The sequence below is a fragment of the Chromobacterium paludis genome, assembly GCF_008275125.1.
In the GTDB taxonomy this organism is placed as follows: Bacteria; Pseudomonadota; Gammaproteobacteria; order Burkholderiales; family Chromobacteriaceae; genus Chromobacterium; species Chromobacterium paludis.
The window spans coordinates 2,115,535-2,137,762 of the sequence record NZ_CP043473.1 but is presented as its reverse complement, the minus strand read 5'-3'; the positions used below and the strand labels follow the sequence as shown (position 1 = coordinate 2,137,762).

The following is a 22,228-nucleotide window of genomic DNA, read 5'->3' as shown; positions in this document are numbered from 1 at the left end:
AGGGAGGATAAAAAAGGAAGGCTTCTTGCCAGAGCGATGGCCGAAACGGCATTGCGGCTTGTTTTTTTATTTTAATTTTTTGATTTATAAGGAAAATATTTTTGATTTGAAGCGCGCTAAGTGCGAATACGAGGTGGCTGCAAGAATGGGCGCGCGGTGTGGTATTGAAGGCACCTGGGGCGATGGCGAGCTAAGGCATGCTTCGCTGCCGGCGGCAAAGAAAAGACCCGGCTTGGCCGGGTCCGTGTTTGATTCTCTATCCGGCCAATTGAAGACCGGCCCGGGCTCAATGGCTTAGAACCACTGTCCGTAGCGTTTGATGTAAATCGTTTTCACGGTCTGCGTCAGCGCCAGGTAGCCGGCCATGGTCAACAGCAGCCACCAGAAATAGCTGGCGTCCAGCTGGATGAAGCCCAGCGAGGCGGCAAGCGGCGAGTACGGCAGATAGCAGGCGATGGCGATGGCGATCGACGTCGACAGCAGCACCGGCAGCGAGGCCGTGCTTTGCAGGAAGGGAATCTTGCGCGTGCGCAGCATGTGCACCACCAGGGTTTGCGAGATCAGGCCCTCCATGAACCAGCCGGAGTTCATGATCAGCTGGCCGCCGTCGCCGCCATGCAGGTGATAGGCCGCGCCGGCGCCGAACACCGTCCACAGCAGGATGTAGGTGGTGATGTCGAATACCGACGATGTCGGCCCCAGCCACAGCATGAAGCGCTTGATGTTGCCGGCTTCCCACTTGCGCGGTTTCTTCAGGAACTCCGGGTCCATCTTGTCCCAGGGCAGGAACATCTGCGACAGGTCGTAGATCAGGTTCTGCAGCAACAGCTGCATCGCCAGCATCGGCTCCCACGGCAGCCAGGCCGAGGCCACCAGCACGGAGAACACATTGCCGAAGTTGGAGCTGGCGGTCATGTTCAGGTACTTCAGGATGTTGCCGAAGGTCTCGCGGCCCTTGATCACGCCTTCTTCCAGCACCATCAGGCTCTTTTCCAAGAGGATGATGTCGGCGGTTTCCTTGGCGATGTCGGCGCCGCTGTCCACCGAGATGCCGACGTCGGCGTCGCGCAGCGCCGGCGCGTCGTTGATGCCGTCGCCGAGGAAGCCCACGGTATGGCCGTTGGCTTGCAGCGCTTTCACCACGCGCGATTTCTGCAGCGGCGTCAGCTTGGCGAAAATGGTGGTGCGCTTGACCGCGGCGCACAGCGCCACGTCATCCATCGCTTCGATCTCCGGCCCCAGTAGCGGCTTGCCCGGATTGAGGCCCACTTCGCGGCAGACCTTGGCGGTGACGATGGGATTGTCGCCGGTCAGCACCTTGACCGCCACGCCGTATTCCTTCAGCGCCTGGATGGCCGGCGCGGCGGAGTCCTTGGGCGGGTCGAGGAAGGTCAGGAAGCCGCGCGCCACCAGTCCTTTCTCGTCGGCGGTCTGGTAGGCGGCCTTGCGCGCGTCGGCCGGGATGTGGCGGGTGGCGACCAGCAGCACGCGGTAGCCTTCCGCGTTGAATTCCTGGCTCAGGCTGAGCAGGCGGGCGCGTTCCTCGGCGTTCAGCGCGCTGACTTCGTCGCCATGTTGGATATGGCTGCAGACGGCCAGCATTTCCTCCACCGCGCCCTTGGACACCATCAGTTGCTGGCCATTCTGGTCCTGCACGATGACCGACAAGCGGCGGCGCTCGAAGTCGAAGGGCAGCTCATCCACCTTGCTGTAATGGCGCAGCTTGACGCGCTCGCCCAGCTCGTCGGCGCGCGCGACCACGGCGATGTCCATCAGGTTTTTCATGCCGCTCTGGTGGAAGCTGTTGAGCCAGGCCAGTTGCAGCGTGGTTTCATCCTTTCGGCCCCGCGCGTCGTAGTGCTGCTCCAGGATGGTCTTGTCCTGGGTCAGCGTGCCGGTCTTGTCGGTGCACAGCACGTCCATGGCGCCGAAGTTCTGCACCGAGTTCAGCCGCTTCACCACCACCTTGCGCCGCGCCATCGCCACCGCGCCCTTGGCCAGGTTGGCGGAGACGATCATCGGCAGCATTTCCGGCGTCAGGCCCACCGCCACCGCCAGCGCGAAAGTAAAGGCGGACATCCAGTCGCCCTTGGTGACGCCGTTGATCATGAACACGATGGGCACCATCACCAGCATGAAGCGGATCAACAGCCAGGATACGCTGTTGACGCCCTTGTCGAAGCTGGTTTCGATGCGCTTGTGGCTGACCACATTGCGCGCCAGCGAGCCGAAATAGGTATCGGCGCCGGTGGCTACCACCACGGCGCGCGCGGTGCCGGACACCACATTGGTGCCCATGAAGCAGCCGTTGGGCAGATCGAGCAGGCCGGCGTCGCCGTGGGCCGCGTCATCGGCCGATTTGGCCGCCACCGCGCCCAGGGTGTCGTATTTCTCCACCGGCAGCGCCTCGCCGGTCAGCACAGCCTGGCTGATGAACAGGTCGCGCGAGTCCAGCAGCCGGATGTCGGCCGGCACCATGTCGCCGGCCTGCAGGTGGACGATGTCGCCGACCACCAGCTCGCTCATCGGCGTTTCCATGCGGATGGGCGAGGTCTGCGAGGTGGGGCGGCGCTGCACGGTGGCGGTATTGCGCACCAGCGATTTCAGCTCTTCCGCCGCCTTGGCGGAGCGGAATTCCTGGCAGAATCGCAGCACGCCGCTGACGCCTATCATGCTTCCCAGGATGATGACCTTGGTCCAGTCCTGCTCGCCCGGCGCGGCCATGGCGATGTCCATGACGTAACTGATGGCGGCCAGGATGATCAGCACCATCACGAAGGGGTTCTTGAAGGCCAGCAGCAGCTGGATCAGCGCGTGGGGCGGCTTGTCGTGCGCCACTTCGTTGGGGCCAAACTGGTGCAGGCGTTGCGCGGCCTCGGCCGCGGTCAGGCCTTCCGGATGGCTGCGCAGGCGCTTGAAGGTTTCTTCCGCCGGCAATTGCGACTCGTAGGCCAGACGGTGGGTTTGGCGGTCGCGGGCCTTGCCCGGCGCGGCGATGAAGCCGCGGCTTTTGCTGGGGGTTTGGGTGTGTTTGGTCATGGTGTATCTCCAGGCGCCGCGGGCGTGACCATCCCTGCCGTGAGGCATCGGCGCCGACAAAGTGTCAGCTCGGTAAATCGAGAGAACCTTGCCGCCCGCTGGGGCGCTCTATGCGAACGCCCCAGCGGATGGCATCTCATTCAAGGTGCGTGGGGTTTATGGCATGCCTGCTCCTGTGCTGCGCGCGGGCCGGTTGGCTTTGGCCCCTCATGGGATGAGAAATCAGCGAATGATGCCGCGTGGATGTTGATGCGCGATGGGGGTGGACAGGCAGTCCAGCCGGATGCGCGTCAGCGGCAGCGTGGCCAATCTCTGGGCGATTCCTTGCAGGAAATTCATGCCGGTCTCTGCGCCGCAGCGGAAATCCGCGCTGATCAACCAGGGGATGAGGCTGTGGCTGGCGCCGGGCTCGGCCGCCTGCGCTTGTTCCTGCCATTGCTGGATGCGTAGGCCGTGTTTCTGCGCCAGGCTGCGTATCTCGCGGCGAGCCAGGCCCAGCGACATGGATGGGCAGAGTATGGACAGTTGATAGACGTTCAGCTGACGCGGATGGAGGCTCAGGTTTTGCATCGTAAGCTCCTATGGGGAGGGCGCTGCCGCATGCGGGCGGTGGCCTCCCGTCCTCGCTGGGGCGGGACGGGCAATGTCGGGGCGCGCGCCGAGGGCGGCACGCCCGACGCTTACGAGCGTGGGGCGATGCCGTGTCGGCCGCGAATCTTCATGCTTTGCGGTTCGGGCTCTTCAGGCATGGGTGAGTCCTTGTGGGGGCGAGAAAAGAATGCCGCGGCTTATTGCTCAAGCCGCTTTGGCGCGCAGCAGGGGGCGCGGCGGAGCGGAAGCCGAGGCCAGGCGGCGCCCCCAATGCACGCGGCGGATTTCCGGCAACTGGCTCAGGCGCAGCGCCATGTCATCCAGTTCCTGGCGGCGGGCCAGCGGGCAGGTCAGCACTACGGACAGCTTGCACAGATTGGCCTGGCTGTCAGGTCCGATGGTGACTTGCGAGGCGCGCAGGCCCAGGTCGTGCATTTCCCAAAACAGGCGTTTGCGCAGCGCGGTCATCACCTGGCTGTCGCATACGATATTCAGGCGGAACTCCGCGCAATGGGCTGATGAATTGCGTTGGAAGAATTTCAGCAGGTGGAAGAATTTCAGGGTTTGCATGTTGAATCCCCCTATATTATTTCAACAGGTAATAGCCGCCCCTTTCAGTTTGAATAACCGAAATAGGGAATCATGTTCCAATATGGCTGGGAGCGAATTGGGCGCAGTCGCAGTCGGGCTATTCCCGCAGGGGATTCAGCCGGTCATGCGGCATTGCGACGCATCCGCTCGCGGTTCGGGTTCTTCTGGCATGGGAAGCTCCTGTGCGAGACGAAAGCCGGCGCAAACAATCGGGTGCTGGATCTGTCGAACGGGGTGCTGCGCAAGCGTGCGAAGCGCTCATGTGGCCAAAGAGAAGCTATGGCGCAAGGCGTATCGGGCTGCGTAGAGTCCGGCTGTCTGAAGCCGGTTTAGACACCACATCCTGTCTTGCAGGATGCGGCAGAGGAGGGGTGATTCTTCTGCGGGATATCCTGCAAGGCTATGCTGCGATCGAAGATCGACTAGAACCGTCGTTGTCCACGGTAAGCCTTTGCAAAATTAATAACAGGCCAACTATAAGCGAAATTCCGTATTGAATCAAATCTTATTGGAGTTTCGCGCCAGGGTTTGATGACGCAATTTCAAATGTAATTGAGCGGCGTGGTTTGGATTGGATGGAAATGGAAAACGGCATCGACAACATAATCGCCGATGCCGTTCTGGAGGGGCTGAGACTTTATACGCCGGCTTCGTGCGCTTGCACGTCTGCGTGGTAGCTGGAGCGGACCATGGCGCCGACGGCGGCGTGGACAAAGCCCATTTCATAGGCTTTTTCCTCGAACATCTTGAACACGTCCGGGTGGACGTAGCGCAGCACCGGCAGATGGCCGTTGGACGGCTGCAGGTACTGGCCTATGGTCAGCATGTCCACGTCGTGGGCGCGCAGGTCTCGCATCACCTCCAGGATTTCCTCGTCGGTCTCGCCCAGGCCCACCATCAGGCCGGACTTGGTGCGCACGTTCGGGTTCTTGGCCTTGTAGTCCTTCAGGAGCTGCAAGGAGTGGGCGTAGTCGGCGCCGGGGCGGGCCTGTTTGTACAGGCGCGGCACGGTTTCCAGATTGTGGTTCATCACGTCCGGCGGCGTCTGGCTCAGGATGTCGATGGCGATGTCCAGGCGGCCGCGGAAGTCCGGCACCAGGGTTTCGATCTGGGTATTGGGCGACATTTCGCGCACGGCGTTGATGCAGTCGGCGAAGTGCTGCGCGCCGCCGTCGCGCAGGTCGTCGCGGTCCACCGAGGTGACCACCACGTACTTCAGCTTCATCGCCGCCACGCTTTCTGCCAGGTGCTTGGGCTCGTTCTCGTCCAGCGGGTTGGGACGGCCGTGGCCCACATCGCAGAAGGGGCAGCGGCGGGTGCAGATGTCGCCCATGATCATGAAGGTGGCCGTGCCCTTGCTGAAGCATTCGCCGATATTGGGGCAGGTGGCCTCTTCACAGACGGTGTGCAGCTTCTGCTCGCGCAGGATCTGCTTGATCTCGTGGAAGCGCTGGCCGTTGGGCAGCTTGGCGCGTATCCATTCCGGCTTTTTCAGCTTTTCGTCCAGCGGCACGATCTTGATCGGGATGCGGGCGGTCTTGGCTTCGCCCTTGTGCTTCACCCCAGCCTGGTTGTCCGGCTTCATGCGGTCTCCTTGCTTATGCTCAGGTGGCGTTCCAGGTGCGGCAGCAGCTTGTCGGCCGCTGCGGCTACCGTGAGATTGACGCCCAGATTCTTCATATGGGTCACCTTGAGGTTGGCGTAGCCGCAAGGATTGATCCAGCTAAACGGGGTCAGGTCCATATCCACGTTCAAACTCAGGCCGTGGTAGACGGCGCCGTTCTTGATGCGCAGGCCCAGCGAGCAGATTTTGGCGCCGTCCACGTAGACGCCCGGGGCGTCCACGTCGCCGTTGGCGGCGATGCCTTGCTCGGCCAGCATGTCGATGACGGCCTGCTCGATGCGGCGGACCAGTTCGCGCACGCCGATATGCATGCGCTTGAAGTCGATCAGCAGATAGACCACCAGCTGGCCGGGGCCGTGGTAGGTGATCTGACCGCCGCGGTCGGTCTGCACCACCGGGATGTCGTGTTGTTCCAGCAGATGCTCCGGCTTGCCGGCCAGGCCCTGGGTGTAGACTGGCGGATGTTCCACCACCCACAGTTCGTCCGTGGTGTGTTCATCGCGCTGATCGGTGAAGGCCTGCATGGCGCGCCAGGTGGGTTCGTAGTCCACCCGGCCCAGATGTTTGATGATGCGTGGCACCTGAACTCCCGGCTGTGTCTTAGAGGACCATCTTGACCATGGGGTGGCCGGTCAGCGACAGATAAATGCTGTCCAGCTGCTGGCGCGAGGTGGCGGTGATGGTGATGGTCAGCGCGTAAAAGCGGCCGCTGGCGCTTTCGCGCAGCACCACGTCCACCTCGGCGAGGTCCGGGGCGTGGATGCGCACCACTTCGGTGATGGTGGTGACGAATTCGTCGTGGCGCTCGCCCATGATCTTCAGCGGGAAGCGGCACGGGAATTCAAACAATTCCTGTTTTTCGTCGGACATGTCGGGCTACTCTAATGCAATGGCAAAAACGACAGGCCGCGGACGGGCCGCGGCGCTGCGAACTGCATGATTCTACTACGAAATCCTTACTTCCAGCCCAGCAGCAACTTCAGGCTGTCCCACAGCCGGCTGAAGAAGCCGCCTTCGTCCACGGCCTTCAAGGCGACTACCGGGCGCTCCAGCAACGGTTTGCCGTCGAGCGAAACCGTCAGCTTGCCTACCACCTGGCCGGCCTTGATCGGCGCGATCAAGGGTTGCATGGTGGTCAGATCTGCCTTCAGCTTGGAGGCCTGGCCCTTGGCCACGGTGGCGTAGACATCGCTGCCGAAGCCCACCGGCACGGTCTTGGCATCGCCCTTGTAGACGGAAACGTCGGAGACGCGGGCGTTGGCTGAATAGAGTTTGGGCGTATCGAAGAATTGCAAGCCGTAGTTCAGCAGCTTGGAGCTTTCCACTGCGCGCGCTTCCGGGCTGGCCGTGCCGACGACGACGGAGATCACGCGGCGGCCGTCGCGGTGGCTGGAGGTCACCATATTGTAGCCGGCGGTGTCGGTGTAGCCGGTCTTCATGCCGTCGACGTTGGGGTCGCGGTACAGCAGCAGATTGCGGTTGGCCTGCTGGATGTTGTTATACGTGAACGACTTCATCGAGTAGATCGGGTAGAACTCCGGGAAGTCGCGGATCAGCGCGGCGGCCAGGATGCCCAGGTCATGCACCGTGGTGTAGTGGCCCTCATGCGGCAGGCCGGTGGCGTTCTTGAACTGGGTGTTCTTCATGCCCAGCTTCTGCGCCTGCTGGGTCATCATCTGGGCGAATACATCCTCGCTGCCGGCGATGGCTTCGGCCAGCGTCACGCAGGCGTCGTTGCCGGACTGGACGATCATGCCCTTGATCAGGTCTTCCACCTTGGCCGGTACCTTGGGGTCCAGGAACATGCGCGAGCCTTCGGTTTTCCAGCCGCGCTGCGATACGGTCAGCGTCTGCTCCAGCGACAGGCGCTTTTCCTTCAGCGCCTTGAAGGTGAGGTAGGCCGTCATCAGCTTGGTCAGCGAGGCCGGCTCGATGCGGGAATCCGGATCGCGCGCGGCCAGCACTTGCTGGCTGTTGTAGTCGAGCAGGTAATAGGCCTTGCCGGCGATGTCGGGGGCGGGCGGGACGAAGGCGGCATTGGCGAATGCGAAAGACGGCAGCGCCAGCGCGGCCGCGATTAGGGCAGAGGTAATTTTTTTCATGTAGGAGCGGACTTGCAAGGGGTCACAAACAGTAGCCGGTGATTATACACGCTGCGGCCTTGGCCGCAGCCCGAAAAGGCAGCCCGGCGCTATGCATTTTGCAATGCAGCAAATTGTGGGCGGCCGGCCTCCCGCTGACTTGGAGTTCCTGATACTCTGGCAGTTCAAACAAAAGAAACTACCAGGGACCAAGGCATCACCATGAGCGACAAGCATGATTATCTGGAACGCATCCTGACCTCGCGCGTTTACGACGTGGCGGTGGAAACGCCGCTGGATTTCGCGCCCAATCTCTCGCGTCGTTACGGCAACCGCATTTTGCTGAAGCGCGAGGATCTGCAGCCGGTGTTTTCGTTCAAGCTGCGCGGCGCGTACAACAAGATGGCCAAGCTGTCGGCCGAGCAGCGCGCGCGCGGCGTGATCACCGCCAGCGCCGGCAATCACGCCCAGGGCGTGGCCTTGTCGGCCAGCAAGCTGGGTTGCTCGGCGGTGATCGTGATGCCGGTCACCACGCCGCAAATCAAGATAGACGCGGTCAAGCAGCGCGGCGGCCAAGTGGTATTGTCCGGAGACTCCTTCAACGAGGCCTACCTGCATGCGGTGATGCTGGCGGAGGAAAGCGGCCGCACCTATATCCCGCCGTTTGACGATCCGGACGTGATCGCCGGCCAGGGCACGGTGGGCATGGAGATTCTGCGCCAGCGGCCGGACGATCTGGACGCGGTATTCGTCGCCATCGGCGGCGGCGGGTTGGCGGCCGGCGTGGCCAGTTTCATCAAACGGCTGAAGCCGGAGGTCAAGATCATCGGCGTACAGCCGGTGGATTCCGACGCGATGCGCCAGTCGATAGAAAAGGGTGAGCGCGTCGAACTGAAGGATGTGGGCCTGTTCGCCGATGGTGTGGCGGTCAAGTTGGTAGGCGAGGAGACCTTCCGCATCTGTCGCGAGTTGCTGGACGAAATCATTCTGGTGGATTCCGACGCCATCTGCGCGGCGATCAAGGACATTTTTGAAGACACCCGCTCCATTGTCGAGCCGGCCGGCGCCCTGGCGGTAGCCGGCGCCAAGGCCTATGTCGAGCGCGAAGGCTGCAAGGACAAGACGCTGGTGGCGATTTCCTGCGGCGCCAATATGAATTTCGACCGTCTGCGCCATGTGTCGGAGCGATCCGAGCTGGGCGAGCGGCGCGAAGCCATCATCGCCGTCACCATTCCAGAGAAGCCCGGCAGCTTCAAGCGCTTCTGCTCGGTGATAGGCGGGCGCAATATCACCGAGTTCAACTACCGCTTCGCCGACCCCAGCGTGGCGCATGTTTTTGTCGGCGTGCAGATCGCCGGCCGCGACGATGTGGAGCGGCTATTGGGTGATTTGCGCGCCGAGGAGTTGGACGGCATCGACCTGACCGACAATGAGCTGGCCAAGCTGCACATCCGTCATCTGGTGGGCGGCCACGCGCCGCAATTGAAGGACGAGCGTGTGCTGCGCTTCGAGTTCCCGGATCGTCCCGGCGCGCTGATGCGCTTCCTGGAGGCGATGCGCACCGACTGGAATATCAGCCTGTTCCACTACCGCAACCATGGCGCCGACTATGGCAGGGTGTTGGTCGGCATCCAGGTGCCGCCGTCCGATGCGCAGGCGTTTCAGCAGTTTTTGGAGGCGCTGGGTTATCCCTATATAGAGGAAACTGATAATCCGGCGTATCGGCTGTTTCTTGGCAAGACCATCCGTTGATGGTGCAATGGCGCTTGATGGCTAGTTTGATGAAACGGAAATCATGATCAAAGCAGTTTTGTTCGATTTGGACGGCACCCTGGCGGACACGGCGCGCGATTTGGGCGCGGCGCTGAATCGCTTGCTGGCGGAGGAGGGCTTGCCGGCGCAGCCATACGAAGCGATTCGGCCGATGGCGAGCCATGGCGCGCGCGGTTTGCTTAAGTTGGGATTCGGCTCGGAATTGGATGCGGATAGGATGGAATCCTTGCGCGTGCGTTTCATGGATATCTATGATGCCAACCTGGCGCAAGAGACGACTCTGTTCGATGGCGTGAACGAGCTGATTGCCGAGTTGGATAAGAGAGGCTTGGCTTGGGGCATCATTACCAATAAGTCGATGCGCTTTACTGAGCGTTTGGTTCCTTGGCTGCCATTCGCCATTCCGCCGGCCGTCGTCGTCAGCGGCGACACTGTCGGCGTGGCCAAACCCGATCCGCGGCCGATGCTGCACGCGACCGAGCAAATCGGCATCTTGCCGGAGCACTGCATGTATGTTGGCGATGCCGAGAGGGATATTCAGGCCGGCCGCAATGTTGGCATGAAAACCGTGTTGGTTAATTGGGGCTATTTCACTCCAGAGGACAGGCCGGAGGCATGGGGAGCGGATATCGACATCGACCATCCGCTGCAACTGCTGGGCCATCTTTAAAAGGCGAGGCGGCATGTATGGAACAGGCCGGTGGCAACGCCGGCTTGTTTGTTTTTGAGCCTTTCCAAGGCGGATGGGCGAAGTGGGTATGCGTTTGGCTGCGGGCTTCTGGAAATACCCTGCATTCATATTCCCATGTGAATCATGGGCTTGCCTGTCGGTTGACGGTTCGGTGATGATTTTTCCTGATTTTTCTCGCAAAAGGTGTTGACGAGGTTCAGGTCCGGGCGTATAGTTCGCCTCCTCAGCTGACGCAGCGAACGAAACGGCGGAAACGAAACGGTTTCCGGTGTGACGAAAACAGCGTCCGGCACTGCTCTTTAACAGAACGAATAACCGATAGGTGTAAGTGCTTGGTGAAAGCCAAATACTTGCACTGCAAGAGACAAGAGATACTTGTTTATTTCTTTGAACTTGCGTGCCAGAAAATTGCTATGAGATTGAACTGAAGAGTTTGATCCTGGCTCAGATTGAACGCTGGCGGCATGCTTTACACATGCAAGTCGAACGGCAGCACGGGAGCTTGCTCCTGGTGGCGAGTGGCGAACGGGTGAGTAATGCATCGGAATGTACCGTGTAATGGGGGATAGCTCGGCGAAAGCCGGATTAATACCGCATACGCCCTGAGGGGGAAAGCGGGGGATCGAAAGACCTCGCGTTATACGAGCAGCCGATGTCTGATTAGCTAGTTGGTGAGGTAAGAGCTCACCAAGGCGACGATCAGTAGCGGGTCTGAGAGGATGATCCGCCACACTGGGACTGAGACACGGCCCAGACTCCTACGGGAGGCAGCAGTGGGGAATTTTGGACAATGGGCGCAAGCCTGATCCAGCCATGCCGCGTGTCTGAAGAAGGCCTTCGGGTTGTAAAGGACTTTTGTCAGGGAGGAAATCCCTAGCGCTAATACCGCTGGGGGATGACAGTACCTGAAGAATAAGCACCGGCTAACTACGTGCCAGCAGCCGCGGTAATACGTAGGGTGCAAGCGTTAATCGGAATTACTGGGCGTAAAGCGTGCGCAGGCGGTTGTGCAAGTCTGATGTGAAAGCCCCGGGCTTAACCTGGGAACGGCATTGGAGACTGCACGACTAGAGTGCGTCAGAGGGGGGTAGAATTCCACGTGTAGCAGTGAAATGCGTAGAGATGTGGAGGAATACCGATGGCGAAGGCAGCCCCCTGGGATGACACTGACGCTCATGCACGAAAGCGTGGGGAGCAAACAGGATTAGATACCCTGGTAGTCCACGCCCTAAACGATGTCAACTAGCTGTTGGGGGTTTGAATCCTTGGTAGCGTAGCTAACGCGTGAAGTTGACCGCCTGGGGAGTACGGCCGCAAGGTTAAAACTCAAAGGAATTGACGGGGACCCGCACAAGCGGTGGATGATGTGGATTAATTCGATGCAACGCGAAAAACCTTACCTGCTCTTGACATGTACGGAACTTGGTAGAGATATCTTGGTGCCCGAAAGGGAGCCGTAACACAGGTGCTGCATGGCTGTCGTCAGCTCGTGTCGTGAGATGTTGGGTTAAGTCCCGCAACGAGCGCAACCCTTGTCATTAGTTGCCATCATTCAGTTGGGCACTCTAATGAGACTGCCGGTGACAAACCGGAGGAAGGTGGGGATGACGTCAAGTCCTCATGGCCCTTATGAGCAGGGCTTCACACGTCATACAATGGTCGGTACAGAGGGTTGCCAAGCCGCGAGGTGGAGCTAATCTCAGAAAACCGATCGTAGTCCGGATCGCACTCTGCAACTCGAGTGCGTGAAGTCGGAATCGCTAGTAATCGCAGATCAGCATGCTGCGGTGAATACGTTCCCGGGTCTTGTACACACCGCCCGTCACACCATGGGAGTGAGTTTCACCAGAAGTGGGTAGGCTAACCGCAAGGAGGCCGCTTACCACGGTGGGATTCATGACTGGGGTGAAGTCGTAACAAGGTAGCCGTAGGGGAACCTGCGGCTGGATCACCTCCTTTCTAGAGAAGGCGATCGTCAAGTACTTACAGCCTATCGGTTATTTGTGTTAAGGGCATGACGGTGCAAGCCGTCGAGTCAACTGGGTTTGTAGCTCAGCTGGTTAGAGCACTGTGTTGATAACGCAGGGGTCGTAGGTTCGAGTCCTACCAGACCCACCAGTTACACTCTGGGTGTTCTGAAGAGCGCTACAGAGAACCATTTTTGTGCCAGGCAAGGCGCGAGAGAGCGAAGTGTGCAAATGCACATGAGCGACCGAGCAACGCGGCATGGGACAAAAAGAGGGGGATTAGCTCAGTTGGGAGAGCACCTGCTTTGCAAGCAGGGGGTCGTCGGTTCGATCCCGTCATCCTCCACCATCGCAAACAAAATCGAATTCGGAAGAGTTGGATTCTGTTTGCGTTGTATAAACGCCCGATCTTTAACAAACTGAAGAAGCCGAATATATAAAGACGGCGAGATGAAGATGCAGAGTTAATTCTGTGCATCAACAAATCGTCATCTTGGGTATTTGATTGTATCTAAGGCTGCGTCGCCATATCAAAAGGGGCGGTGCAGTCGTCGCACAAACACTCTCTGTTGTTGCGGTAATTTAGGTTACTGAAATGATAGGGTCAAGCGACTAAGTGCATCTGGTGGATGCCTTGGCGATCATAGGCGATGAAGGACGTGTAAGCCTGCGAAAAGCGCGGGGGAGCTGGCAATAGAGCTTTGATCCCGCGATGTCCGAATGGGGAAACCCCTCCGCAAGGAGATCCCTGACTGAATCCATAGGTCAGAGGAGGCGAACCGAGTGAACTGAAACATCTAAGTAACTCGAGGAAAAGAAATCAACCGAGATTCCGTAAGTAGTGGCGAGCGAGCGCGGAACAGCCTGACTGTGTTATGAGTTGCGTTAGTGGAATGGAATGGAAAGTCCAGCCGTAGTGGGTGATAGCCCCGTACACGAAAACGCATCGCAAGAACTAAGCAGTCGAGAAGTAGGGCGGGACACGAGAAATCCTGTCTGAAGATGGGGGGACCATCCTCCAAGGCTAAATACTCATGATCGACCGATAGTGAACCAGTACCGTGAGGGAAAGGCGAAAAGAACCCCGGGAGGGGAGTGAAATAGAACCTGAAACCGGATGCATACAAACAGTGGGAGCGGACTTGTTCCGTGACTGCGTACCTTTTGTATAATGGGTCAGCGACTTACGTTCAGTAGCAAGCTTAACCGAATAGGGGAGGCGTAGGGAAACCGAGTCCGAATAGGGCGATTGAGTTGCTGGGCGTAGACCCGAAACCGAGTGATCTATCCATGGCCAGGATGAAGGTGCGGTAACACGCACTGGAGGTCCGAACCCACTAGTGTTGCAAAACTAGGGGATGAGCTGTGGATAGGGGTGAAAGGCTAAACAAACTCGGAGATAGCTGGTTCTCCCCGAAAACTATTTAGGTAGTGCCTCATGTATCACTTCCGGGGGTAAAGCACTGTTATGGCTAGGGGGTCATTGCGATTTACCAAACCATGGCAAACTCTGAATACCGGAAAGTGCGAGCATGGGAGACAGACGGTGGGTGCTAACGTCCATCGTCAAGAGGGAAACAACCCAGACCGCCAGCTAAGGTCCCAAATGATCAGTTAAGTGGTAAACGAAGTGGGAAGGCCTAGACAGCCAGGATGTTGGCTTAGAAGCAGCCATCATTTAAAGAAAGCGTAATAGCTCACTGGTCGAGTCGTCCTGCGCGGAAGATGTAACGGGGCTCAAACTGATAACCGAAGCTGCGGATGCACAGTTTACTGTGCGTGGTAGGGGAGCGTTCTGTAGGTCTGTGAAGGTGTCTCGTAAGGGATGCTGGAGATATCAGAAGTGCGAATGCTGACATGAGTAGCGATAAAGCGGGTGAAAAGCCCGCTCGCCGAAAGCCCAAGGTTTCCTACGCAACGTTCATCGGCGTAGGGTGAGTCGGCCCCTAAGGCGAGGCTGAAAAGCGTAGTCGATGGGAAACGGGTTAAAATTCCCGTACTTTTATGTAGTGCGATGTGGGGACGGAGAAGGTTAGGTCAGCAGACTGTTGGAATAGTCTGTTCAAGCCGGTAGGCTGGGGTGGTAGGCAAATCCGCCGCCCCTTAAGGCCGAGAAGTGATAACGAGGGTCTACGGACCTGAAGTGACTGATACCACGCTTCCAGGAAAAGCCACTAAGCTTCAGCTACATAAGAACCGTACCGCAAACCGACACAGGTGGGCAGGATGAGAATTCTAAGGCGCTTGAGAGAACTCAGGAGAAGGAACTCGGCAAATTGATACCGTAACTTCGGGAGAAGGTATGCCTGTTGAGGTGTAGTGACTTGCTCACGAAGCTTTGACAGGTCGCAGAGAATCGGTGGCTGCGACTGTTTAACAAAAACACAGCACTGTGCCAACACGAAAGTGGACGTATACGGTGTGACGCCTGCCCGGTGCCGGAAGGTTAAGTGATGGGGTGCAAGCTCTTGATCGAAGCCCCGGTAAACGGCGGCCGTAACTATAACGGTCCTAAGGTAGCGAAATTCCTTGTCGGGTAAGTTCCGACCCGCACGAATGGCGTAACGATGGCCACACTGTCTCCTCCTGAGACTCAGCGAAGTTGAAGTGTTTGTGAAGATGCAATCTCCCCGCTGCTAGACGGAAAGACCCCGTGAACCTTTACTGTAGCTTTGCATTGGACTTTGAACAGACTTGTGTAGGATAGGTGGGAGGCTTTGAAGTCAGGACGCTAGTTCTGATGGAGCCGTCCTTGAAATACCACCCTGGTGTGTTTGAGGTTCTAACCTTGGTCCGTGATCCGGATTGGGGACAGTGCATGGTAGGCAGTTTGACTGGGGCGGTCTCCTCCCAAAGTGTAACGGAGGAGTTCGAAGGTTACCTAGGTACGGTCGGAAATCGTGCTGATAGTGCAATGGCAAAAGGTAGCTTAACTGCGAGACCGACAAGTCGAGCAGGTGCGAAAGCAGGACATAGTGATCCGGTGGTTCTGAATGGAAGGGCCATCGCTCAACGGATAAAAGGTACTCCGGGGATAACAGGCTGATACCGCCCAAGAGTTCACATCGACGGCGGTGTTTGGCACCTCGATGTCGGCTCATCACATCCTGGGGCTGTAGCCGGTCCCAAGGGTATGGCTGTTCGCCATTTAAAGTGGTACGTGAGCTGGGTTCAAAACGTCGTGAGACAGTTTGGTCCCTATCTGCAGTGGGCGTTGGAAGTTTGACGGGGGCTGCTCCTAGTACGAGAGGACCGGAGTGGACGAACCTCTGGTGTACCGGTTGTCACGCCAGTGGCATTGCCGGGTAGCTAAGTTCGGAAGAGATAACCGCTGAAAGCATCTAAGCGGGAAACTTGCCTGAAGATGAGACTTCCCTGGAGGCTTGACCTCCCTGAAGAGTCGTTCGAGACCAGGACGTTGATAGGTCGGGTGTGGAAGCGCTGTGAGGCGTGAAGCTAACCGATACTAATTGCTCGTGAGGCTTGATCCTATCATTTGAGTGGCTTGGGTAACCAAGACGCGAGATAGAGTGTGTGCGACACGATCAGATACCGAATATTCAGAGTTAGAGAATCTCTCTAACTCAGGCTTCTTGAGTTTGTACAAGTTTATGTCTGGTGGCCTTAGCGAGATGGTCCCACGCCTTCCCATCCCGAACAGGACCGTGAAACATCTTAGCGCCGATGATAGTGTGGCATTCGCCATGTGAAAGTAGGACACCGCCAGACGCCCCATGCGAAACCCCAGCTCTTTGAGCTGGGGTTTTTGCTTTTCTCTTCCGTGTTGCGTGGTTCCGCGCTGAGCGTGTGATTAGCTTTTCGCGTGCGTCTGGGCATTGCCTACCTAGTGTGTTTTTGTAAAAATGCCCGGCGAATGCGGCATGCAGCGCATATCATTTATGATGTCACGTGAATTTCCTGGGCGGGACCCTTGAACAAATTAAAAGGCCGCGAGTGGCTGCTGTTTGGCGGTATCTGGCTGGTTTGCAGCCTGCTGGTTTTAATCCAGTGGGGCGAGAGTGAGTATCGCCGCTTGCAGGATAGTTTCGAACAAGCCGCTCACCAGGCTTATGCCGGCGTGGCGCGCCGGCTGGACCAGAACGAATCGGTGCTGTCGGCGATCAACGCTCTCCTGATGTCTCGAGAGCAGTTCGATGCTTCCGCCCTGAGCGTTTTCACGCGCGAAATGCTGCCGCGTTACCAGCAGCTGTACGCCATCGAGTTTTTACAGAATGTCACCACGGCTTCTCGTGCGGCCTTTCTCAGCAGCATGGAGCAGCGTTTTGGCGAGACATTCTATATCCGCGATTACGATGCGGGAGGGCGGCGCAACTGGCTTCCCGCACCGGTCAGGCCACAGTCCTTGGTGGTCTCTCTCATCGAGCCGGATCTGCCGGCGTTCAGCCCGGTTTACGGCTATGACATGCTGGGCGATCCCTATTTTTCAAAGGACATCAAACGCGCGATTGCGAGTGGTCAGAAGGTGTCTTCGCGGCCGTTCGATTTGTATGATGGCGGCGGCCGCGCCTATCTTTTGATGCAGCCGCTGTTTCGCGAAGCCGGCCGCGCGGCAGGTCAGGGGCCAAGCCGGGAGCTGGCCGGGGTGGCTGCGCTGGTGGTGTTCTGCGAGCGGCTATTGCAGCTGCCGGAAGACCAGACTTTGCCGCCAGGAATGGACTTGGCCCTACTGCCTAAAGGGGGAAAAACCAGCGACGCGCCGTTGTATCAGCGGCAGCATCGGGATGCCGATCACGACTGGTGGCCGTTGTTGACCCGGTTGACCCTAAAACTCCCCTTGAACAGCGAGGCGCAGCCGTTTGTGCTGGGCATGGCGCAGGATGTTCGGCTCAATGACCTAGCGCTGCTGCCCTTGCTGCTGCGCGAGCTGTTTCTCGCGTTGCTGTTGGGAGCGTCGGGCATGGTTTATACCCAGCGCGCCGTCTTGCGTCGTGAGCGCAGTCTGGCGGATGAGGAGTTGTTCCTGCAAAGCGAGCGCGCCTCCGTGACGCTGAATGCCATTCACGATGGCGTGGTGATCCTGCGTCAGGATCGCCGGATTGAGATGGCCAACCCGATGGCTTTGCAGTTGGTGGATATGCCGTCGGAAGAAGTGTTGGGCCAACCCTGCCACGAGGTATTTCGCCTGCTGGGCGAGTTGGCCGCCGAGTTTGCCGAGGATCCCATCAGCGAGTGCTTACGCACCGGCCAACCCGTTGAATTGCCGGAGCGCATGCAACTAACCACTGCGCGTGGCAAGGTGCACTTGGTGGAGGGCGGGGTGGCGCCGTTGTTGTCGCGAGATGGCGTGCTGATCGGCGTGGTGTGCGCATTGCGCGACATGGGGCCTTTGCGCCAGCGCACGGCTGCCGCGTTGGAAGCCAGTGAGACCCGCGTCAAAGAGCACCTGGAAAAGCTGTCGCATGTGGCGCGCCTGCATACCATGGGCGAGATGGCTTCCGGCATAGCCCATGAGCTGAATCAGCCGTTGACAGCGATTTCCAATTACTGCCAAGCGGCCATCCAGCTGTTGGAGGGGGTGGAGGATGCGCCGCCGCAAGTCAATTCCGCCTTGAAGCTGGCGGTGGCACAGGCGGGGCGCGCCGGCGAGATCATCAAGCGGCTGCGGGCCCTGGTCAGCAAGCGTGCGATAGAAACCCGCTTGATCGACGTGAATCAGGTAGTGGGCAACTGCATGTTCCTGGCCGAATATGACCTCAAGGAGCGTGGAATCGAGGTGGTGCAGTTATTGTCCGGTTATTCCATTCCGGTCATGGCGGACAGCATCCAGCTGGAGCAGGTGGTGCTGAATTTATTGTCCAACGCGATGGATGCGCTGAAGGACGAGCCGCCATTGAAGCGCCACGTGATCGTGCATACCAGGCGTGAGGGCAAGAAGGGCATTCTGGAGGTGCGCGACACCGGGCGCGGCATCACGCCAGACTTGCTGGAGGTGTTGTTCCATCCCTTCTTTTCGACCAAGCCCCATGGCATGGGCCTGGGCTTGTCCATCTGCCAGACCATCGTTGAGCAGTACGGTGGGCTGATCTCGGCGGAAAACATCCCGGCCAGCGGCGCCTGCTTCCGCATCGAGCTGCCGCTGGCGCTGCAGGCGGAGCGCCAGCTCAGTTAGAGCGGTTGCTGGTTTGCGTGCGCTGGGCGCGCTCCTCGCGCGGGGTGATGTTGAAGTGGTTGCGGTAGGTGCTGGAAAAATGCGGGCCGCTGGAGAAGCCGCAGGCTAGGCCGATCTGCACGATGGATTTGCTGGTTTGCAGCAGCAACTGGCGGGCGCGGTTCAGGCGTAGTTCCAGGTAGTACTTTGATGGCACCGTGCCCAGGTATTGCTTGAACAGCCGCTCCAGCTGGCGGCGCGACACGCCGACGTAGTAGGCGATGTCGTCGGTGGACAACGGCTCCTCGATATTGGCCTCCATCAGGCTGACGGCCTCGGTCAGCTTGGGCTGGCTGCCGCCGATGCGGGTAGCCAGCGGAATGCGCTGGCGTTCGCTGCCGGGGCGGATGCGCTCCATGCTGAATAGCTCGGACAGCTGGGCGATGAATTCATGCCCGTGCTGCTTGCCCACCAGATCCAGCATGAAGTCGAAAGTGGCGGCGCCGCCGGCGCAGCTCTGGCAACGGCCTTCGCTTTCATAGAGATTGGATGTGACGATCACATCGGGAAATTCTTCCGTCAATCTGGCGATTTCACGCCAGTGTATGGTGGCGCGCTGACCCGCCAGCAAGCCGGCGCGGGCGAGCCAATAGCTGCCGCAGCCTATTCCGGCCATGGTCATTTTGTCGGTATTGGCGTTGGCGATGCCCTTGCTTAACTCTTCCAGCGCGAACTCGTTGCCGATTTCATCGGCCAGGATCATCAGGTAATCCAGCTTGGGCGCATAAGACAGCGGCAGGTCCACGGCCAGTTTGACGCCGTTGGACAGCTGCACGGGCGCGCCGTCCAATGACAGCAACAAGGTCTCGTAAAGCTTTTTCTCGGCCAGTAAATTGGCGTGCGTCAGAACCTCGGAGGCGCTGGCGAAATCGGCCATCGAAGCGTGGGGCAGCAGCAGGAAGCCGAAGCGCATTGGTTTGGAGGTGTGGGGCGTTTGACCCATGATCTGGATGGCGATAACGGTTGGTAAAAAGACCGCCATGTCAGGAGGCCTGGCATGGCGGCTTGTCTTGCCTGCATTGTACGATTTATTTCATATGGCGGGCAGCAGAATTGTCATGGACGGGCTAAGACTTTCTGGGTGCCAGGAAGGCCAGGTAGCGACGTTCCGCGCGCTTCATTAGCCAGACCAGCGCGAAAGTCAGCGCCAGGTAGATCAGGGCTGCGGTGAAGAACGGTTCGAATGGCATATAGCTCTCGCTGTAGATGCGGCGTGCCACGCCGGTCAGGTCGGCCAGGGTCACCAGGCCCGCGATGGCGGTGCTTTGCAGCATCATGATCACTTCGTTGCTGTAGGCTGGCAGCGCGCGGCGCAGAGCCGAAGGCAAGACGATGCGGCGCAGCATCAGCCACTGGCTCATGCCGACCGAGCGCGCGGCTTCGATTTCGCCCCAGTGGGTGTTGCGGATCTGGCCCGCGATGATCTCCGTGGTGTAGGCGGCAGTGTTCAGCGTAAAGGCCAGAATGGCGCAGACATAGGCATTTTGCAGGTAGTCCCAGGCCCAGCTGTCGCGCACCCAGTCGAACTGCGCCAGGCCGTAGTAGATGATGAACAGCTGCACCAAGAGCGGCGTGCCGCGGAAGAGATAGCCGAACAGCCAGACGGCGCCGGACAGCACACGATGCTTGGCGGTGCGCGCCACGGCCAGCGGCACAGCCAGCGCCAGGCCGAACAGCAGCGACAAGCCGAGCAGCTCCAGCGTCATGATCAGGCCGTCGGTGGATGACAGCATGGGGCCGCCGTCGTGCGCGCCGAAAAACTCCGGCAGGCGTTCGATAATCAGTTTCGGATCGATCACAGGCCGCTCTCCTTGGTGCCCATCGAGTAGCGTTTTTCCGTCCAGTGCAGTAGCAGGTTGGAGACGCCGGTAATGCACAGGAATAGCGCGCCGACGACGATGTAGACGTCGAAAGGCTGCTGGGTGGCCGATTTGGCGGCGTCGGCGCGGTACATCACGTCATTGAGGCCGATCACTGACACCAGGGCGGTGGATTTGACCAGCACCAGCCAGTTATTGGAGAAGCTGGGCAGGGCGTAGCGCACCATTTGCGGCAGCTGGATGCGGAAAAACACGCGCAGCGGCGACATGCCGTAGGCCAGGCCGGCCTCCATCTGGCCCTTGTGCACCGCCATCATGGCGCCGCGGAAGGTCTCGGTCATGTAGGCGCCGAAAATGAAGCCCAGCGTGGCCACGCCGGCGACGAAGGGGTCGATGTCGGGCGCCTGCCAGCCGAAATGGCCGCAAATATCGTTGAGCGCCATCTGGGCGCCGAAAAACAGCAGAAACATCCACACCAGGTCGGGGATGCCGCGCACCACGGTGGAATAGCATTCCGCCAGCAGCGTCAACATGCGCGAGGGGGTGGACTTGAACAGCGCGCCGATGAGGCCCAGCGCGACGGAAACGGCCAGCGCGGCGCCGGCGAGCTTCAGCGTCAGCATCGTGCCTTCTAGGATGCTGGGAAGATAACCTTGCAAAAACATGGGCAATCTCGGAAGAGGGGATTGCGGGCAGCAGGCGCGCGGCGCGCGCCTGCCCGGGAGCGGGGCTTAGCCGCCGTAGACGTCGAAGCTGAAGTACTTTTCTTCAACCTTTTTGTAGCTGCCGTCCTTGCGCACGGCCTCGATGGCCTTGTTCAGGCGATCGAGCAGGGCCTTGTTGCCCTTCTTCACGGCGATGCCGGCGCCCAGGCCGAAGTACTTCACGTCGGAGTAGTTGGGGCCGACGAAGGTATAGCCCTTGCCCTGGGCGGTTTTCAGGAATTCGCCTTCGCCCACGGCGCCGTCTACGAATACGGCGTCCACGCGGCCGGACTTCAGGTCCAGGAAGGATTCAGGCGACTTGGCGTAGGGGACGATGGTGGCGCCGTTCTTGCCCCAGAAGTCCTTGGCGAACTTTTCCTGGGTGGAGGCGCGCAGCACGCCGATCTTCTTGCCCTTGAAGCTGGCGGCGTCCACCTTGGTGCCGGTCTTGGCCACCAGGCGGCTGGCGATGTTGTAGTACTTGTTGGTGAAGTCCACCGCCTTCTGGCGTTCCGGGGTGATCTGCATCGAGGAGATGATGGCGTCGAACTTGTTGGCGTTCAGCGCCGGGATCAGACCGTCCCAGTCCTGCGGCACGATCTGGCAGGTGACTTTCATTTCCTTGCACAGCGCGTTGGCCATGTCGATGTCGAAGCCTTGCGGCTTGCCGTCGGCGCCTTGCTTGGAGAACGGGGGGTAATTGAGATCGATGCCGAAACGGACGGTCTCTGCCTGAGCGGACAGGGAGGCAATCAGGGCGAAGCTGGCGCTTGCAATCAGGGTTTTTTTCATGATGTTGCTTCTACTTCTCTGCTTTTGTCGTCCACGATGGCGTGTGCGGCGACGGACTTTGTAAACCCCGCACCGGAGGCGACGTTATTGTTCCGATCCGGGTCGTCTTGTCTTGCTGGCTGGCCGGCGCCCCGCTTGTTTTTGCAACTACAAGTGGCGGAATTGGTCAACCCCATAAGCAAGTGCGCACATTCTACCTTATTTTTGCAAAAAAATGGAAATATCATAAAAATCAAAAGGTTAGAGTGCAAATTCCTGAGTGTCCGCCATGCCGGCGGCGATGGCCTTTGTGTAACTGGTCGTCGCTTTGCTGTAAGGTATGGGCTGGATTTTCAGCCGGCTTATGCCTGCGTGTTGTTGATGGTGGAATACCATGCGCGCGTTTT

The 22,228-nt window shown here is 59.2% G+C and carries 15 protein-coding genes, 2 tRNA genes and 3 rRNA genes; 9 read left to right on the top strand and 11 right to left on the bottom strand.

Annotated features, from left to right (window positions below):
- Positions 1-25 precede the first annotated feature (25 nt).
- Positions 26-298: a hypothetical protein gene (locus FYK34_RS09840; protein WP_149296202.1), complete on the top strand. Its 273-nt coding sequence runs from the start codon at positions 26-28 to the stop codon at positions 296-298.
- Here the strand turns inward: FYK34_RS09840 and mgtA are convergent.
- The 7 genes from mgtA to FYK34_RS09805 all read right to left on the bottom strand — a co-directional run bounded on the left by mgtA (position 295) and on the right by FYK34_RS09805 (position 7,947).
- Complete coding sequence (gene mgtA, locus FYK34_RS09835; protein ID WP_149296201.1) at positions 295-3,039, bottom strand: magnesium-translocating P-type ATPase; 2,745 nt, start codon at positions 3,037-3,039, stop codon at positions 295-297. The two genes, FYK34_RS09840 and mgtA, sit on opposite strands and share 4 nt — an antisense overlap.
- A gap of 222 nt (positions 3,040-3,261) precedes the next feature.
- Positions 3,262-3,609, bottom strand: coding sequence for a hypothetical protein (locus FYK34_RS09830; protein ID WP_149296200.1), 348 nt, complete (start codon positions 3,607-3,609; stop codon positions 3,262-3,264).
- A 225-nt stretch (positions 3,610-3,834) separates the two neighbouring features.
- Entirely contained in the window at positions 3,835-4,200 is a 366-nt protein-coding gene (locus tag FYK34_RS09825; RefSeq protein ID WP_149296199.1) for a hypothetical protein, read from the bottom strand.
- A gap of 658 nt (positions 4,201-4,858) precedes the next feature.
- Entirely contained in the window at positions 4,859-5,806 is a 948-nt protein-coding gene (gene lipA, locus FYK34_RS09820) for a lipoyl synthase (RefSeq protein ID WP_149296198.1), read from the bottom strand.
- Positions 5,803-6,426: a lipoyl(octanoyl) transferase LipB gene (gene lipB / locus FYK34_RS09815; RefSeq protein WP_149296197.1), complete on the bottom strand. Its 624-nt coding sequence runs from the start codon at positions 6,424-6,426 to the stop codon at positions 5,803-5,805. The genes lipA and lipB overlap by 4 nt, the downstream gene beginning before the upstream one ends.
- A 19-nt stretch (positions 6,427-6,445) precedes the next feature.
- Positions 6,446-6,715, bottom strand: coding sequence for a YbeD family protein (locus tag FYK34_RS09810; RefSeq protein WP_149296196.1), 270 nt, complete (start codon positions 6,713-6,715; stop codon positions 6,446-6,448).
- Positions 6,716-6,801: 86 nt separating this feature from the next.
- A complete protein-coding gene (locus FYK34_RS09805) occupies positions 6,802-7,947 on the bottom strand; it encodes a D-alanyl-D-alanine carboxypeptidase family protein (protein WP_149296195.1) in 1,146 nt (381 codons plus the stop codon).
- 201 nt (positions 7,948-8,148) lie between these two features.
- Between FYK34_RS09805 and ilvA the strand changes: the two genes are divergently transcribed.
- From ilvA to FYK34_RS09765, 8 genes are all read left to right on the top strand, one after another.
- Complete coding sequence (ilvA, locus tag FYK34_RS09800) at positions 8,149-9,678, top strand: threonine ammonia-lyase, biosynthetic (protein ID WP_149296194.1); 1,530 nt, start codon at positions 8,149-8,151, stop codon at positions 9,676-9,678.
- Between the two features lie 43 nt (positions 9,679-9,721).
- Entirely contained in the window at positions 9,722-10,369 is a 648-nt protein-coding gene (locus FYK34_RS09795) for an HAD family hydrolase (protein WP_149296193.1), read from the top strand.
- Between the two features lie 442 nt (positions 10,370-10,811).
- Positions 10,812-12,349, top strand: a 16S ribosomal RNA gene (locus tag FYK34_RS09790).
- 82 nt (positions 12,350-12,431) lie between these two features.
- Positions 12,432-12,508, top strand: a tRNA-Ile gene (locus FYK34_RS09785).
- A gap of 122 nt (positions 12,509-12,630) precedes the next feature.
- Positions 12,631-12,706 (top strand) — tRNA-Ala (locus FYK34_RS09780).
- Between the two features lie 253 nt (positions 12,707-12,959).
- Positions 12,960-15,848, top strand: a 23S ribosomal RNA gene (locus FYK34_RS09775).
- A gap of 123 nt (positions 15,849-15,971) precedes the next feature.
- Positions 15,972-16,086 (top strand): 5S ribosomal RNA (rrf, locus tag FYK34_RS09770).
- Together the 16S, 23S and 5S rRNA genes with 2 tRNA genes alongside form the textbook arrangement of a ribosomal RNA operon.
- A gap of 202 nt (positions 16,087-16,288) precedes the next feature.
- Positions 16,289-18,487 (top strand): ATP-binding protein, encoded by a 2,199-nt coding sequence (locus tag FYK34_RS09765; protein WP_231137421.1) that lies wholly within the window; start codon positions 16,289-16,291, stop codon positions 18,485-18,487.
- On the opposite strand, the gene FYK34_RS09760 is transcribed toward FYK34_RS09765, so the two are convergent.
- The 4 genes from FYK34_RS09760 to FYK34_RS09745 all read right to left on the bottom strand — a co-directional run bounded on the left by FYK34_RS09760 (position 18,480) and on the right by FYK34_RS09745 (position 21,842).
- Positions 18,480-19,508, bottom strand: a complete 1,029-nt coding sequence (locus tag FYK34_RS09760; RefSeq protein ID WP_231137420.1) for a GlxA family transcriptional regulator — start codon at positions 19,506-19,508, stop codon at positions 18,480-18,482. The two genes, FYK34_RS09765 and FYK34_RS09760, sit on opposite strands and share 8 nt — an antisense overlap.
- Positions 19,509-19,593: 85 nt before the next feature.
- Positions 19,594-20,325, bottom strand: a complete 732-nt coding sequence (locus FYK34_RS09755) for an ABC transporter permease (protein ID WP_168209701.1) — start codon at positions 20,323-20,325, stop codon at positions 19,594-19,596.
- Positions 20,322-21,011 carry an ABC transporter permease gene (locus FYK34_RS09750; protein ID WP_149296192.1) on the bottom strand — a complete coding sequence of 230 codons (690 nt, stop codon included), beginning with the start codon at positions 21,009-21,011 and terminating at the stop codon, positions 20,322-20,324. The genes FYK34_RS09755 and FYK34_RS09750 overlap by 4 nt, the downstream gene beginning before the upstream one ends.
- 66 nt (positions 21,012-21,077) lie before the next feature.
- The gene (locus tag FYK34_RS09745; RefSeq protein ID WP_149296191.1) at positions 21,078-21,842 is read right to left on the bottom strand and encodes an ABC transporter substrate-binding protein; all 765 of its coding nucleotides are present in this window, start codon (positions 21,840-21,842) and stop codon (positions 21,078-21,080) included.
- Positions 21,843-22,228 lie beyond the last annotated feature (386 nt).